Below are 16218 nucleotides of genomic sequence, written 5' to 3' on the forward strand. Positions count from 1 at the left end.
CTTTCTGTTTTATTTCTTAGTCAGGTTTCTCTGCACCCGCTTGTACAGCTCTTCCGCCGCGTTGTAGCCCATCTTCTTCTGCCTGTAGTTGATGGCCGCCGTCTCCACGATGATGGAGAGATTCCGTCCCGGACGGATGGGAAGCTGATGGCAGACCACCTTGTTGCCGAGGAACTCTGTGTACTGCTCCTCCATACCCAGCCTGTCGTACTTCTTCTCCCTGTCCCAGTCCTCCAGGGTGATGACAAGCTCGATATTCTGGGTCTCCCTGACGCTCTGCACGCCGTAGAGCATCTTGACATCCACGATACCAATACCCCGAAGCTCGATAAAATGCTTTGTCACATCCGGGGCAGTGCCTACCAGGGTGTCATCGCTGACCTTGCGGATCTCCACCACGTCATCGCTGACGAGACGATGCCCTCTTCTCACCAGCTCCAGCGCCGCCTCGCTCTTTCCGATGCCGCTCTCTCCCATGATCAGGACTCCCACGCCATACACGTCCACCAGCACACCGTGGATGGAGATACACGGTGCAAGCTGCACATTCAGCCAGCGGATCAGCTCTGCGGTAAACGCGGACGTCTTCATCTCTGTGGAGAAGATAGGCACATCCAGCTCCTTGGCTTTCTCCAGCAGCTCCTGGTCCGGCCGCAGCGCCCGGCAGAAAATGATGCAGGGAATCTTGTAGGCGAGCAGCGTCTCATAGACATGGCTCTTTGTAGCCGCATCCATCTGCTCTAAAAACGTATATTCCACATATCCGATGATCTGTACTCTCTCTGCGTCAAAGTGGTCAAAAAAGCCAGTCAGCTGCAGAGCCGGCCTGTTGATATCCGGCACTTCCACATATTTGTCAGCCAGTCCCACATCGGGAGTCAGATTTTTCAGGTCCATCTTCTCGACAATCTTCTGAATCTCTATTTTTGACATGTCTTATCTCCTTTTCTACTTTTCAATACTATGACAAGTATAACACATCAGTGAAAAAACTTATACACTTCCTGTGCGGATTTTTCATTCATGCTGGGCAGTTTTTTCAGATCCTCCACATCCGCCTTCCGTATCTCATCCAGGCTGGCAAAATGCTTCATCAAATCTTTCCGCCTCGCCGGGCCCACGCCCGGAATGTCGTCCAGAACCGAGTGGACCTGCTCTTTGCTGCGCAGTTTTCTGTGGAACTCTATGGCAAAACGGTGGGCTTCATCCTGTATCCTTGTGATCAGCTTAAAGCCCTCGGAATTCCGGTCAATAGGGATCTCTTCATTATTGTAGTACAGCCCCCTTGTGCGGTGATTGTCATCTTTTACCATGCCGCACACAGGTATGTGAAGGTGCAGTTCATCCAATACCTGCAGCGCGATCCCAACCTGTCCTTTTCCTCCGTCCATCAGGATCAGATCCGGGAAAGCCGTAAAGCTTCCGGCCCCTTTTCCCTCTTCCCTCTCCTCCAGTCCGTGTCGGAACCTTCTTGTCAGCACCTCTTTCATGCTGGCGTAGTCATCCGGCCCCTGGACGCTCTTGATCCGGAATTTGCGGTAGTCGTTTCTCTTTGGTTTCCCTTTCTCATAGACCACCATGGAGCCCACAGAGGCAAATCCGCTGATGTTGGAGATATCGTAGGCTTCCATGCGGTTGAGATCCTCCAGCCCCAGAAGGCGGGCGATCTCCTTCACAGCCCCGATGGTGCGCCCCTCCTCCCGCTTCAGTCTCTCGCGGTCCTTGGAGAGAACAAGGGACGCGTTCTTTTCCGCCAGCTCCACCAGTTTCTCTTTCGTCCCCTTCTTGGGCACCCGGATATGAACTCTGTGCCCTCTCTTCTGGCTCAGCCACTGCTCCAGGATCTCCCCGTCCTCAATCTCCGTCTGGGTCATCAGCTCCGACGGTATATAGGGAGTTCCGGCATAAAACTGTTTGATAAAGCTGGAGATGATCTCCCCTTTGGTCTCGTCCCCGTTCAGTTTCAGGTAGAAATGGTCTCTGCCGATCAGCCTGCCGCCCCGGATGAAGAAGACCTGCACCACCGCATCTTCCTTGTCCGTGGCAGCGGCCAGGATATCCCTGTCATTGCCGGCCGTGTCCGTGATCTTCTGCTTCTGGGCGATCTTCTTCACGCTTCCAAGCAGCTCTCTGTACTCGATGGCCTTCTCAAATTCCATATCCTCTGATGCCTGCAGCATCTTCTCCTCCAGCTCTTTCAGGATATGGTCGTAATTTCCGCCCAGGAACCGGAGCACTTCATCTATGGATTTCCTGTAGGCCTCCTGGGACACATAGCCCTGACAGGGGGCGTCACACTGGTGGATGTGGTAATTCAGGCAGGGTCTCTCTTTCCCCGTATCCCGGGGCAGGCGCCTGTTGCAGCTCCTGACTTTGTAGAGCTTGCGGATCAGCTCGATGGTGTCCTTGACCGCTCCTGCGCTTGTGTAGGGGCCAAAATATTTTGCCTTGTCCTTCACCATCCGACGGGCCATCATGATCCGCGGGAAGGCCTCATCCACCGTCACTTTGATAAACGGGTAGGCCTTGTCGTCCATGAGCATGGTATTGTACTTGGGTCTGTGTTCCTTGATCAGGTTGCACTCCAGGACAAGGGCCTCCAATTCTGAGTCAGTCACAATGTACTCAAAGCGGGTGATGTGAGTCACCATCTGCTCGATCTTCACCCCTTTGTTGCGGCTGCTCTGGAAATACTGCCGCACCCGATTCTTCAGGCTGATGGCTTTCCCTACATAGATGATCTCGTCCTTCTCATCGTGCATCAGATACACGCCGGGCTTCCCCGGCAGCTTTTTCAGTTCTTCCTGTATATCAAAATTACTGTTTTCCATGGTCTCCATTATACTGTCCCGCACCAAAAAGGACAAGGGAAAATCTTCCCCTGTCCCAATGCTTTCATCTTATGCAAGCGTGTCCAGGATCGCTGTCATCTTCGAGACTGCAAAGTCCAGATCCTTCTCCCACTCCGGATTTCCCGTGTACCAGAGCTCTGTCACATACCGGCGGACCCCCAGCTCCCACGCCTTTTTAATGCCCGCCTCAAAGTCTACGTGACCGGTTCCATAGGGAATCTCGCGGAACTTGCCGGGTACGGTCTCCTTCAAATGCATGGACGTCAGACGTCCCCTCCCTGTCTCCAGATCCTCCAGGACATCCGTCCCGTATAAAACGGCCGCATTGGTGATATTGCCCAGATCCGGATAGACATTCAGATAAACCGAATCAACCCTTTTTACATAGTCCATCGCCTTACCCACCGTGTTCATGAGCTCGGTCTCCATAGTCTCAAAGCCCATAAGAATCCCCTTCGCCGCCGCCATATCGGCCGCTTTCCTGAGATTTTCAAGGAACAATCCGCGGGTCACCTCGCTGCCCTCCTCATAATATACGTCATAGCCGGCCAGCTGGATCACGCGGATTCCCAGGTCATCCGCCAGATCCAGCGCCTTCTCCATGATCTCCATTCCCCGCTCCCTGACTGCCTGCACGCTGCTTCCTATCGGATATCTCCGGTGTCCGCTGAGGCACATAGTGCGAATCGGGATCCCTGTCTCATACATGAGGGAGACCAGCTCCAGTCTATCCTCTCTGCTCATATCAAGCCGGGACAGCTTTTCATCCGTCTCGTCAATGCTGATCTCAATAAAGTCATATCCCGCCTTTCCGGCGGCAAGCATTTTCTCCTTCCATGTCAGAGTTCCAGGCAGCGCCTTCTCGTATACTCCCAGTGTGTACGGTTTCATCAACATCACCTCACATTATTTTTCTCAATCATATCATCTTCCCTGCATTTTGTCCATGAAACAGTCCTGACACAGACCTGAAAAAGGGCTCCGCAGTCATTTTGCGGAGCCCTTGCTCATTTATGAAAACACACTATTCCTTTTCACTCTCTGCTGTTCCCGCCTCTTCCTCCACCGGCTTCATGGCGATGCGCGCCTCCTTCGGCTCCCCGCTGTCCTGCTCCTCGTCCGTCTCGGGCGTCCCCTCCACTTCGCGCAGGATCTTCATGAACTCCTTGCCTGTGATGGTCTCCTTCTCGATCAGGAAGGCCGCGATCCTGTCAAGAGCCTCCCTGTGCTCGCTCAGCAGCCTCTTGGCCTCCTCGTAGGCCCCCTTGAGCATCTTCATGACCTCCTGGTCGATCTCGGAGGCTGTCTCCTGGCCGCAGTTCAGGACCGGCCTTCCGTCCAGGTAGCGGCTCTGTATGGACTCAAGGCCGATCAGGCCGAATCGCTCGCTCATACCGTACTGGGTGATCATAGCCCGCGCGATACTTGTGGCCTTCTCTATATCGTTGGAGGCCCCGGTGGTGACTGTGTCAAAGACGATCTCCTCGGCGGCCCGTCCTGCCAGCATGCCCACCAGCATGGCCTCCAGCTCCTTCTTCGTGTTCAGGAACTTCTCCTCCTCAGGCGTCTGCATGACATAGCCGAGAGCTCCCATGGTCCTGGGAACGATCGTGATCTTCTGCACCGGCTCCGCATGCTTCTCGAGAGCGCTCACAAGGGCGTGTCCCACCTCGTGGTAGGATACGATCCTCCTCTCCTCCTGGCTCATGATGCGGTCCTTCTTCTCTTTTCCTACAAGGACCACCTCCACAGCCTCAAAGAGGTCACTCTGGGAGACAGCATTTCTCCCGTGCTTGACAGCATTGATGGCCGCCTCATTGATCATGTTGGCCAGGTCAGATCCCACGGCTCCGGACGTGGCCAGGGCAATGGCCTCCAGATCCACGGTCTCGTCCATGCGCACGTCCTTCGCATGGACCTTCAGCACGTCGATACGCCCCTTCAGGTCCGGACGCTCCACGATGATCCGTCTGTCAAAGCGCCCCGGGCGCAGGAGCGCCGGGTCCAGGATCTCCGGGCGGTTGGTGGCCGCCAGAAGAAGCAGTCCCTTGTTTGTGTCAAATCCGTCCATCTCCGCAAGGAGCTGGTTCAGTGTCTGCTCACGCTCATCGTTTCCTCCAAGCTGTGTGTCACGGCTCTTTCCGATGGCATCGATCTCATCGATGAAAATGATGCAGGGGGCCATCTGCTGGGCCTGCTTGAAAAGGTCGCGGACCCTGGAAGCGCCCACGCCCACGTACATCTCCACAAAGGCGGAACCGGAAAGAGAGAAAAACGGCACTTTCGCCTCCCCCGCCACCGCCTTGGCAAGCAGCGTCTTTCCTGTTCCCGGAGGCCCTACCAGAAGAGCTCCCTTGGGAAGCTTGGCTCCCACGCCTGTGTACTTGCCCGGGTTGTGGAGGAAATCCACCACCTCCTGGAGCGACTCCTTGGCCTCGTCCTGACCGGCCACATCCTTGAAGGTGACACCAGTCTCCTTCTCCACATACATCTTTGCGTTGCTCTTTCCAATGCCCATCATGCCGCCGCCCTTGGACATTTTCTTTGTAAACCACACAAAGAGTCCCACGATGCAGGCGATGGGAAGAAATGTCAGGATAATGCTCAGCAGCATGGAGGATGTGGTATCAGGTATCTCCTGATTCACTTCCACTCCCGCGTCAAGCAGGCGGTCCACAAGCTGGTCGTCATTGACGATACCTGTGTAGTATTCTCTCTGCACAGTATCGTCCTTGCCTTGCTTGGCTGTGATATTGATCTGGCTGGCTCCTATATCAACCTTCTCGACCTCTCCGTCCTCTACCATTTTGATAAACCTGTTGTAGGAGATCTCCTCAGCACTGTTTACCCCCTGGAACTGAAACAGGACCAGTACAAGTATGGTAGTGATCAGCGTCACGATCAGGACGAAAGAAACACCCTGCCGGTTGTTCCGGTTCGGATCCTGGTTATTATTTCTGTTCTGATTATTCTGGTTGTCCATAGTTCTCCTCCTGTATATGTGCAGCGCCGGCAACACCGACGTTACCATATTATTATAAGTATCCCCTGTTTCAAAATCAATAAAAACATTATGAAAAGATTGTAAACTCGGGCTTTCTTGTAGTATACTTGTGAAGGAAATGTGTATTTATATTTACATATATAACAGCTAACAGAAATGAAAGGAACTTACAGATGAAAATTGGATTTGACAACGACAAATACCTTCACATGCAGTCCTCCCACATCCGTGAGAGGATTGACAAATTCGGAGGAAAACTTTATCTGGAATTCGGCGGAAAGCTTTTTGACGACTATCATGCCTCCCGGGTTCTGCCCGGTTTCCAGCCCGACAGCAAACTGCGCCTCCTCAAACAACTTGCAGACCAGGCGGAGATCGTCATCGTCATCAGCGCCGGGGACATTGAGAAAAATAAAGTCCGCGGGGACCTGGGCATCACTTATGACTCGGATGTGCTCCGTCTCCGGGAGGAATTCATCCACGCAGGCCTGTATGTAGGCAGTGTAGTCATCACCCAGTACAGCGGCCAGAACAGCGCAGATCTTTTCAAGGCAAGGCTGGAGCGTCTGGGCATCCGGGTCTATCTTCATTATATTATACCCGGCTATCCTGGAAATGTGCCGCTTATTGTCAGCGATGAAGGATATGGAAAAAATGATTATATTGAGACAACCCGTCCCCTTGTGGTCATCACAGCCCCCGGGCCGGGAAGCGGAAAGATGGCAACCTGCCTCTCCCAGCTCTACCACGAGCACAAGCGGGGCGTGCAGGCAGGCTACGCTAAATTTGAGACCTTCCCTATCTGGAACATTCCTCTGAAGCATCCGGTGAATCTGGCTTACGAGGCTGCCACAGCGGACCTCAACGATGTGAATATGATCGATCCGTTCCACCTGGAGGCCTACGGGGAGACCACTGTAAACTACAACCGGGATATCGAGATCTTCCCTGTCCTTCGCGCCACCTTTGAGCGCATTTACGGGGAAAATCCGTACAAGTCCCCCACGGATATGGGCGTCAACATGGCCGGAAACTGTATATGCGATGATGAAGTGTGCCGCCAGGCCTCACTCCAGGAGATCATCCGCCGCTACTACGACACAATGGACCGCTTCATATCCGGCTCCTGCTCTGAGGAGGAAGTGTTCAAGATCGAAATGCTCATGAACCAGGCCGGCATCACGGTCCACGACCGCCCTGTAGTGGACGCAGCCCTCAGCCAGGCGGAACAGACCGGCGCTCCCGCCGCTGCCCTGGAGCTTCCGGACGGAAAGATCGTCACCGGAAAGACAAGTGATCTTCTGGGCGCCTCCGCTGCTCTTCTTCTGAACGCCCTGAAGGAGCTGGCCGGCATCGACCACGCCTGCCATGTCATCTCCCCGGAAGCCATCGAGCCTATCCAGAAGCTGAAGGTGAACTACCTGGGAAGCCGCAATCCCCGCCTTCACACGGACGAGGTACTGATCGCCCTGTCTGTCAGCGCAGCTACGGACAAGAACGCCCAGCTCGCCCTGGAACAGCTTCCGAAACTGAACGGCTGCCAGCTCCACACCTCTGTCATGCTCAGCTCCGTGGACATCAACGTCTTCAAAAAACTGTTTATACAGGCAACTTTTGAGCCAAAATATGAAAAAAAGACTGTTTTTCGGGAGGAAAAGGGTATATAATATGTTTTTTAAAAAGTAATGGAACAAAAAACATATGACGACAAAAGGAGGAGACTATGGCAGTAAAGTATGTATTTGTAACAGGCGGTGTAGTATCAGGACTGGGAAAAGGTATCACGGCGGCATCCCTTGGAAGGCTTCTGAAAGCCAGAGGATATACAGTGACCATGCAGAAGTTTGATCCTTATATCAACATTGACCCGGGCACCATGAATCCGGTGCAGCACGGAGAAGTCTTCGTCACAGACGACGGGGCGGAGACAGACCTGGATCTGGGTCACTATGAGCGCTTTATCGATGAGAGCCTTACAAAGAACTCCAATGTGACTACCGGAAAAATTTACTGGTCCGTACTGCAGAAAGAACGGCGGGGCGATTTCGGCGGAGGCACCGTGCAGGTGATCCCCCACATCACAAACGAGATCAAAAGCCGTTTCTACCGGAACCCTGTGGCAAAAAATACGGAAATTGCCATTATCGAAGTCGGCGGCACAGTGGGCGACATTGAGAGCCAGCCTTTCCTGGAGGCCATCCGGCAGTTCCAGCACGAGAAGGGCCGGGAAAATGTCATCCTCATCCACGTCACCCTCATCCCCTATCTGCGTGCTTCACAGGAGATGAAGACAAAACCCACCCAGGCCAGCGTAAAAGACCTGCAGGGTATGGGAATCCAGCCGGACATCATTGTGTGCCGGTCCGAGCATCCTCTGGATCAGGGCATCAAGGATAAGATCGCCCTCTTCTGCAACGTGCCTGCAGACCACGTACTCCAGAATCTGGACGTGGAATACCTCTACGAGGCTCCCCTGGCCATGGAAAAAGAGCATCTTGCGGAGGTTGTCTGCGAGTCCCTCCATCTGGACTGTCCCGCCCCCGACCTGAAGGACTGGACAGAGATGGTGGATTACTTAAAGAGCCCCAACACGGATGTCACTGTGGCTCTTGTAGGAAAATATATCCAGCTCCACGACGCCTACATCAGCGTGGTGGAGGCTCTGAAACACGGAGGCATCTTCTCCCGCGCCACAGTCAATATAAAATGGATCGACTCAGAGACTGTCACTGCCGACAATGTGGAGGATCTCCTGGGAGATGTCAGCGGCGTTCTCGTGCCCGGCGGCTTTGGAAGCCGGGGTATCGACGGCAAAATACTGGCCATCCGCTACGCCCGTGAGCACGGCGTTCCTTTCCTGGGCCTTTGTCTTGGCATGCAGCTTGCCATTGTGGAGTTTGCAAGAGATGTGGTGGGCTTCCGGGACGCCCACAGCGCTGAGCTCAACCCGGACACCACTCACCCGGTAATCCACATCATGCCGGACCAGATCGGCATCGAGGATATCGGCGGTACCCTGCGGCTTGGCTCCTATCCGTGCGTGCTGGATAAGAGCTCCAAGGCCTACGCCCTCTACGGCAAGGAGGAGATACACGAGCGCCACCGCCATCGCTACGAGGTGAACAATGACTACCGGGATGACCTTACCTCACACGGCATGCTGCTCTCCGGCCTGTCGCCGGACGGGCGCATCGTGGAGATGGTGGAGATCCCCTCCCACCCCTGGTTCATCGCCACCCAGGCCCACCCGGAGCTGAAATCAAGGCCCAACAGGCCTCACCCGCTTTTCAAGGGCTTCGTGGAGGCTGCTCTGAAATACCAGGACGAACACTAAGACTGAAGAAGAGGCCGGAAATTCCGGCCTCTTCTTTTTTGTATTCTCTTTCTTCTACGCAGGCATCCCTGCTTTTCTATCTCTTGATATCAAAATTCATATCCATAAGGTTCTGGATTACAGACACATCGTCTGTAATGTTGGCGTCCCCTCTGATGGTATGCTTGATGGCGCTGCTGGCCACAGCAAAGTTGACGATATCCTCGGGAGAGTAGCCGTTCATCACAGCGTAGATCAGTCCCCCTGCAAAGGCATCCCCGCCGCCCACGCGGTCCAGGATGCTGAAGGTGAACATCCGGCTCTCGTATGTCTTTCCGTCCAGCCACATGTAGGCTTTCATACTGTTCTCGCTGCCGCTGTGGACATAGCGCACGTGCCTGGCGATACATTTCAGATTGGGGTATCTCTCCACAAAGGCACGGAACACTTTATCCTGCTGTTCATAGTCCGGCTGCAGAGGCACGCCGTCTTTTACATCTCCCCGGCTGTGGTCTGCCTCGTCCTTCCACAGGTGATAGGGCTCAATGCCAAAGAGCACATCCACATAGGGCAGGCACTGGGTACAGAAATCCCTTGCCTCCTCCCAGGTCCACAGCTTGCTTCGGAAGTTCCCGTCAAAGCTGACTGTCAGCCCCAGCTTCTTCGCCGCCTTCAGACTGCTCATGACAAGCTCCCGGCAGCTCTCCGAGAGAGCCGGTGTGATGCCGCTTAAATGGAGCCATGTGTACCCCTCAAGGATCTTCTCTATATCCACGGTGCTGAAATCAAATTCCGAAAAGGCACTGTGCTTTCTGTCGTAGATCACCTTGCTGGGGCGGATCCCGAAGCCGGTCTCCAGATAGTAGGTGCCCAGCCGGTGCGAGGGGGTCTGCTCCGGCGTGCTGTAGATCACCGGACTGCAGTGCACATCATTGCTGCGGAGCATCCGCACGGTGCTCTTCCCCAGGCTGTTGTCCGGCACCACGGAGAAAAACGTGCTGTCCATTCCCATATTGGCCAGAGCCAGGGCAATGTTGGCCTCGCTTCCGCCGTAGTGTACCTCAAAGCTGGATGCCATGCGGATCTTTCCATAATCCGGGGGCGTCAGCCGCAGCATGATCTCCCCCACCGTGATAAACCGGTTCTCTTCTCTCTTTTCACAGGCCAGCATACTGTTCTGCTTCATCATACATCCGCTCCTTTATCTCATGCTCGCCGCAAGCTGCGCCGCTTCCCGGGTCAGCTCACAGATCCTGTCAAATGCGCCCTCCCGGATCAGGTCGCCCTTCACCATCCAGCTTCCTCCGCAGCAGACGATCCTGTCAAATGCCAGGTACTCTTTCAGGTTGCCGGCATTGATGCCGCCTGTAGGCATAAACTTCACCATGTTGTAGGGAGCTGACAGGGCTTTGATGGCAGCCAGGCCGCCAAACTGCTCTGCCGGGAAGAATTTCACCGTCTTCAGCCCTCTTTTTACTGCCTGGGCCACCTCCGAGGGGGTGATGCATCCGGGGAATACCGGGATGCCTTTCTCTATACAGTAGTCCACAATCTCCGGGTCAAATCCCGGCGTGACGATGAACTCTGCCCCTGCTTCCACCGCCGCATCGGCCTGGGCTGTGGTAAGGACAGTCCCCGCTCCCACCAGCATCTCCGGGTATGACTCCTTCATGATCCGGATGGACTCCTGGGCCGCCTCTGTGCGGAAAGTTACTTCCGCACAGGGCAGTCCGCCCTTTATAAGCGCTTCCGCCAGCGGGGCCGCGTCCTTTGCATCTTCAAGGACAACTACCGGGACTACGCCGAACTGCGCAAATTTTTCACTGATCGTACTCATACGCTCCTCCTTTTTGAATCTTTTGGCCACTATACACCTGAGTAGGCGGCAAATCCAGCGTCTATGGGAAGTACCACGCCTGTCACCGCGCTGGCCGCCTTCTCATCGCAGAGGAAGAATACACCGCCGAGAAGCTCCTCAGCCTCCACAAAACGTCCCATGGGAGTTCCGCTTAAGATCTTGTGGGAGCGGGCTGTAGGCGTTCCGTCCTCGTTAAACAGAAGCCCTCTGTTCTGGTTGGACACAAGGAATCCCGGGGCGATGGCGTTGCAGCGGATCCCTGTCCCTGCAAAATGGGTTGCCAGCCACTGGGTAAAGTTGGAGATACCTGCCTTTGCCGCAGAGTAGGCCGGGATCTTTGTCAGCGGAGTGTAGGCGTTCATGGAGGAGATGTTCAGGATACATCCTTCTTTTCTGTCTACCATGTCTTTTGCAAATGTCTGGGTGGGAAGCAGTGTGCCCTGGAAGTTCAGCTTGAACACAAAGTCCACGCCGCCTGCATCCAGATCAAAGAAGGTCTTCTGTCCTTCCTGTGCCTCGTGCTGGTACTCATTGTCCGTGGTTGCCCTGGGGTTGTTTCCGCCGGCGCCGTTGATCAGGATATCGCAGGGTCCTAAGTCCTTTAACACCTGTGCGTGGACTTCCTCAAGAGCCTCCGGCTCCAGCACGTTGGCCTTGTACCCTTTGCAGACATAACCTTCTGCCGTGCACTCGTCCGCCAGTTTCTTCACTGCATCCTCGTTGAGATCCAGAGCTGCCACCTTTGCCCCCGCCTGGGCGAAGGCCTTTGCCATGATGCCGCAGAGCACGCCGCCGGCACCTGTGATCACGACTACTTTTCCTGTATAATCAATATTTAATGGTAAATTCATACTGTTTCTCCTTTCCTTCTGCATGGCGCAGAAATTACACATGGAATCCGAAAAATTTATTTGTGTTGTTAAAGCAGATATCCTCCACCAGCTTTGTGAGCTGCTCCCGGTCGTCGGGATACTGTCCGCTCTCTACCCACTCCCCGATCATCTCGCACAGGATCCGGCGGAAATACTCATGCCTTGTGTAGCTGATAAAGGATCTGGAGTCGGTGAGCATACCCACGAAGCAGCCCAGCCTGCCGTTGCATGCAAGCTCTGTCATCTGGGTGCGCATGCCGGGCCGGTTGTCATTGAACCACCAGGCGCTGCCCTGCTGCACCCGTCCTTCCACACCGCCGCCCTGGAAGGCGCCTGCGATGGAGACAAGAGCGGTGTTATCATTGGGGTTCAGGGAGTAGAGGATCATCTTCGGCAGTCCCCCGTTTTCCGCAAAAGCGTTCAGAAGAGGGGCTACGTTCTCGATCCCCGACATGCCGTTGACAGCATCATACCCTGTATCCGGTCCCAACTTTGCAAACTGGGGCTTATTTGTGTTGCGCAGGCATCCGAAGTGGATCTGCATGACCCAGTTCTTTTCCGTATATTTCTTTGCGCAGGCCATGGTCACCATGGTCTTGTATACATCCCCGTCCGCTTTTGCCGGGATCTCCCCTTTCATGGCAGCCGCAAAGGCTCTGTCCGCGGCCTCCCTGTCCGGGGCAGCGTACATGCAGTAGTCCACGCCGTGATCCGCACAGAGACATCCTCTCCTGTCAAAATACTCGATCCTGTCCCCAAGAGCCTCCGCCACATCTTCCGTACAGGTGATAGCTTTTCCGGTCACTTCCCCCAGAAGCCGGATATAGTCCGCAAAGCCTTCTTTTTCTATGTTCACCGCCTTGTCCGGGCGGAAAGCTGGCCGCACCTGGATCTCCATGGTCTCATCTGCCGCAATCTGCTCATGCCATCTCAGGTCATCGCAGGGATCGTCGGTAGTGCACAGAGCCTTTACATGGAACTTGCGCATCAGATCCCTGGCCGAATACTGAGCCAATATCTCATTGCATCTGTCGTAGATCTCGTCGGCGTTTTTTTCCGTGAGGGGCTCATGGATCCCGAAGACCCGCTGGAGCTCCAGATGGCTCCAGTGGTACAGTGGATTGCCGATAAGTCCCGGCAGGATGGATGCGTAAGCCCGGAACTTCTCCCGGGGATCTCCGTCCCCGGTGATCAGCTCCTCCGGCACGCCTCCAAAGCGCATCTGCCTCCACTTGTAGTGATCTCCTCCCAGCCAGACTTCGGTTATATTGTCGAACTTCCTGCCTTCCGCTATCTCCTTCGGGCTGATATGGCAGTGATAATCGATGATGGGCATTTTCTCCGCCACATCGTGGTACAGCCATTTCGCCGTCTCCGTAGTCAGCAGGAAATCCTGATCCATAAATTTTCCCATAACAGACACCTCCTGTTTTTATTTTATTCTCCCACTTTTCCTTCCGTCTTCTCCAGCATATCCCAGCAGCCCCACAGGTACATGATACCAAGCGCCCTGTCGTAGAGACCGTATCCGGGCCGGCACTCCTCGCCCCAGAGGTGGCGTCCGTGGTCAGGCCGGACATATCCTTTGTAACCGCAGTCGTGGTAGGCTTTCATGATGTCCAGGATGCCGGTCTCCCCGTCGCAGTCCCGGTGGGACACTTCGGAGAAGTCCCCGTTTGGATAATGCCGCACGTTGCGGATGTGGGCGAAAGCGATCCGGTCGCAGTAAGTGCGGATGATGTCCGCCACATTGTTGTCCGGGTTGGCTCCCAGGGAGCCGGAGCACAGACACAGGCAGTTGTACTCATCGTCCACCATGGAGAGGAACCGCCCGATGGATTCCTTATCGCACAGAAGACGGGGCAGGCCGAATATATCCCACGGCGGATCGTCCTGGTGGATCGCCATCCTGATCCCTGTCTCGTGGCAGGTGGGCATGATGGCCTCCAGGAAATACTTCAGATTCTCCCACAGTTTCTCCTTTGTCACCGGACGGTACGCCTCGAAGAGCTCATCTAACTTTGCCATCCTCTCCGGCTCCCATCCAGGGAATGTCATGCCGTGGAGATTGTTCAGAATGTAATCCGCCATCTCCTTGTAGTCATCCTGGATCCTGTTCTTCTCATAGTACAGAGCCGTGGAACCATCCTCCAGGGGATGGAAGAGGTCTGTCCTTGTCCAGTCAAAGACGGGCATAAAATTGTAGGTGACAACCTTCACGCCGAACTCAGCCAGGTTCTTCAGTGTGGTCTTGTAATTCTCAATATACTTATCCCTTGTGGGCAGGCCGATCTTGATATCATCGTGGACGTTGACACTCTCCACCACGTCCATGTTGAAGCCTGCCCCCTCAATGCGCTGGCGCACAGCTTCTATCTCTTCTTTTTCCCATACCTCTCCGGCCTGTTTGTTGTGCAGGGCCCACACAAGCCCTGTCACGCCGGGGATCTGCCGGATCATCTCCGGCGTAATGCTGTCGTTTCCATCGCCATACCAGCGAAATGTCATTTTCATAGAATTTCCTCCTTTAAATCAGCCCTGCTGCCGCAGGCAGTCCGGTGCTCAGGAACGGTACATAGGTGACAAGCAAAAGTCCGAGCAGGATCATCACATAGTACCAGAGCATGTAGGGCATTGTCTTTGACAGTGTCGTATTTCCTACCTTAATCGCCACAAACAGCGTATTTCCTACCGGCGGCGTGATATTTCCGATACACAGGTTGTATACAAGGATCAGTCCGAAATGCACCGGGTGCATGCCAAATGTCTGCACAATAGGCAGGAACAGCGGCGTGAAGATCAGGATGGCCGGTGTCACGTCCATGAAGGTACCGGCGATAAGCAGGATCACGTTCATGATCAGCAGGATGATCACATAGTTGTCCGTCAGGCCAAGCAGCGCCTCGGAAACTGCCTGGGGGATCTGCAGAAAGGCCATGACCCATCCAAGAATGTTGGACACACCGATCAGAAATACCACCATACCGCTCATCTTGGCGCTCTCCACAGTGATCTTCCAGAAAGATTTCCAGGTAATGTTCTTGTACAGGATACCCAGGATAAGGGCGTACACAACTGCCACCGCAGAACCCTCTGTAGCCGTGAAGACACCTGCCACGATACCGCCGATGACAATGATGATCAGAGACAGAGCCGGGAGAGCCTGCACAGTTGCCCGTCCCAGATTCTTCCAGTCAAATTTCCCGGGAATTCCCCTGTAGCCTTTCTTCTTTGCCAGGATCACTCCTGCCACGATACAGCAGACAGCCCACAGGATGCCGGGCACATAGCCGCCCAGGAAGAGAGCCGCCACGGAAGTACCGCCGGATGCCAGGGAGTAGGTGATCAGCGCGTTGGAGGGCGGAATAAGAAGTCCCGACGGGGCTGACGCACCGTTTGTGGCTGCGCAGAGAGCCGGGTCATAGTTCTGCTCCTCCTCGCCTTCTTTCAGCATGCTTCCAACAGCGGCTGCCGCTGCGGATGCAGAGCCTGAGATTGCGCCAAAAAGGGCGTTGGCTCCGATGTTTGTCACAAGCAGCGCTCCCGGCAGCTTGCCCAGGATAGCCATGACAAAGTTCACCAGACGCTTAGCAATGCCGCCCTGGTTCATCAGATTTCCGGCCAGGATAAAGAAGGGGATGGCTGTCAGGCTGAACTTGCTCATACCCACGAAAATACGCTGGGAGGAAGTGACAACGGACACATCCAGGGGAACGGTCTGCAGGATCACAACCAGTGACGCGATGCCGATGGAGTACGCGATAGGCACGCCCAGGGCAAGCAGGATCAGCAGGACAAGAATAATAATGATCAAAGATTCAATTGCCATTTATGCCGCCTCCTTTTCTTCTGTATTTCCTTTTACTATATCTATCATGTTCAGGACCGTGTAGATCATGTTCAGCACGCCGCACAGGGGCAGGACAACATAGAACACACCGATGGGCACGCCCAGGGATGAGGTCATCTGTCCCATGGCCAGGGATGTGATCTGTACACCGCCGAACACAAGGATAGTGGCGGAGAAGAGAAATGCGATCAGTTCTCCTAAGCAGTTCAGCGCTTTCTGCCCATTGGGGCTGAATCTCTCCACAATAACCGGGATATTCATATGTCCTCTCTCACTTGTCACAAGAGAAGCTCCAAAAAGGCTCATCCATGCGAACAGGTATCCCACCAGCTCCTCCGACCATGTGGAGGGATTCTGCAGGATGTACCTTGCTATAACCTGCCAGCATGTGAGGACTACCATGGCCAGGAAACTGATCCCTGACAGTCCGTTTAAAATACGGGTAATCACATTGCGAAACGCTTTCATC

Annotated in this window: 13 protein-coding genes; 2 read left to right on the forward strand and 11 right to left on the reverse strand. The window is 54.5% G+C overall.

Going from position 1 to position 16218, the window contains the following annotated elements; all coding sequences use genetic code 11:
* Positions 1 to 9: 9 nt before the first annotated feature.
* From hprK to ftsH, 4 genes are all read right to left on the reverse strand, one after another.
* Entirely contained in the window at positions 10 to 933 is a 924-nt protein-coding gene (gene hprK / locus Q5911_RS00400; RefSeq protein ID WP_303180080.1) for an HPr(Ser) kinase/phosphatase, read from the reverse strand.
* A 47-nt stretch (positions 934 to 980) separates the two neighbouring features.
* Positions 981 to 2831: an excinuclease ABC subunit UvrC gene (gene uvrC, locus Q5911_RS00405; protein WP_303180081.1), complete on the reverse strand. Its 1851-nt coding sequence runs from the start codon at positions 2829 to 2831 to the stop codon at positions 981 to 983.
* Between the two features lie 69 nt (positions 2832 to 2900).
* Positions 2901 to 3743 carry an L-ribulose-5-phosphate 3-epimerase gene (locus Q5911_RS00410; RefSeq protein ID WP_303180083.1) on the reverse strand — a complete coding sequence of 281 codons (843 nt, stop codon included), beginning with the start codon at positions 3741 to 3743 and terminating at the stop codon, positions 2901 to 2903.
* Between the two features lie 133 nt (positions 3744 to 3876).
* Positions 3877 to 5835, reverse strand: a complete 1959-nt coding sequence (gene ftsH, locus Q5911_RS00415) for an ATP-dependent zinc metalloprotease FtsH (protein WP_303180084.1) — start codon at positions 5833 to 5835, stop codon at positions 3877 to 3879.
* Positions 5836 to 6029: 194 nt separating this feature from the next.
* Between ftsH and Q5911_RS00420 the strand changes: the two genes are divergently transcribed.
* Together Q5911_RS00420 and Q5911_RS00425 are read left to right on the forward strand one after the other, a co-directional pair.
* Positions 6030 to 7523, forward strand: a complete 1494-nt coding sequence (locus Q5911_RS00420; protein ID WP_303180085.1) for a DUF1846 domain-containing protein — start codon at positions 6030 to 6032, stop codon at positions 7521 to 7523.
* A 56-nt stretch (positions 7524 to 7579) separates the two neighbouring features.
* Positions 7580 to 9190, forward strand: coding sequence for a CTP synthase (locus Q5911_RS00425; RefSeq protein WP_226394522.1), 1611 nt, complete (start codon positions 7580 to 7582; stop codon positions 9188 to 9190).
* Between the two features lie 76 nt (positions 9191 to 9266).
* On the opposite strand, the gene Q5911_RS00430 is transcribed toward Q5911_RS00425, so the two are convergent.
* The 7 genes from Q5911_RS00430 to Q5911_RS00460 are packed head-to-tail and all read right to left on the reverse strand — an operon-like array spanning position 9267 to position 16217.
* Positions 9267 to 10358, reverse strand: coding sequence for a sugar kinase (locus Q5911_RS00430; protein ID WP_331591258.1), 1092 nt, complete (start codon positions 10356 to 10358; stop codon positions 9267 to 9269).
* A gap of 12 nt (positions 10359 to 10370) precedes the next feature.
* A complete protein-coding gene (locus Q5911_RS00435; protein ID WP_303180087.1) occupies positions 10371 to 11006 on the reverse strand; it encodes a bifunctional 4-hydroxy-2-oxoglutarate aldolase/2-dehydro-3-deoxy-phosphogluconate aldolase in 636 nt (211 codons plus the stop codon).
* Positions 11007 to 11035: 29 nt separating this feature from the next.
* Positions 11036 to 11878 (reverse strand): SDR family oxidoreductase, encoded by an 843-nt coding sequence (locus Q5911_RS00440; RefSeq protein ID WP_303180089.1) that lies wholly within the window; start codon positions 11876 to 11878, stop codon positions 11036 to 11038.
* A gap of 34 nt (positions 11879 to 11912) precedes the next feature.
* Positions 11913 to 13313 (reverse strand): glucuronate isomerase, encoded by a 1401-nt coding sequence (gene uxaC, locus Q5911_RS00445; protein ID WP_303180091.1) that lies wholly within the window; start codon positions 13311 to 13313, stop codon positions 11913 to 11915.
* A 23-nt stretch (positions 13314 to 13336) separates the two neighbouring features.
* Positions 13337 to 14413 (reverse strand): mannonate dehydratase, encoded by a 1077-nt coding sequence (gene uxuA / locus Q5911_RS00450; protein WP_303180093.1) that lies wholly within the window; start codon positions 14411 to 14413, stop codon positions 13337 to 13339.
* A 13-nt stretch (positions 14414 to 14426) separates the two neighbouring features.
* Positions 14427 to 15728, reverse strand: a complete 1302-nt coding sequence (locus Q5911_RS00455; protein WP_303180096.1) for a TRAP transporter large permease — start codon at positions 15726 to 15728, stop codon at positions 14427 to 14429.
* Entirely contained in the window at positions 15729 to 16217 is a 489-nt protein-coding gene (locus Q5911_RS00460) for a TRAP transporter small permease (RefSeq protein ID WP_303180098.1), read from the reverse strand. It lies immediately after the preceding gene.
* Position 16218: the final 1 nt, after the last annotated feature.

Source organism: Lachnoclostridium phocaeense (assembly GCF_959599685.1).
GTDB classification, from domain to species: domain Bacteria; phylum Bacillota; class Clostridia; order Lachnospirales; family Lachnospiraceae; genus Claveliimonas; species Claveliimonas monacensis.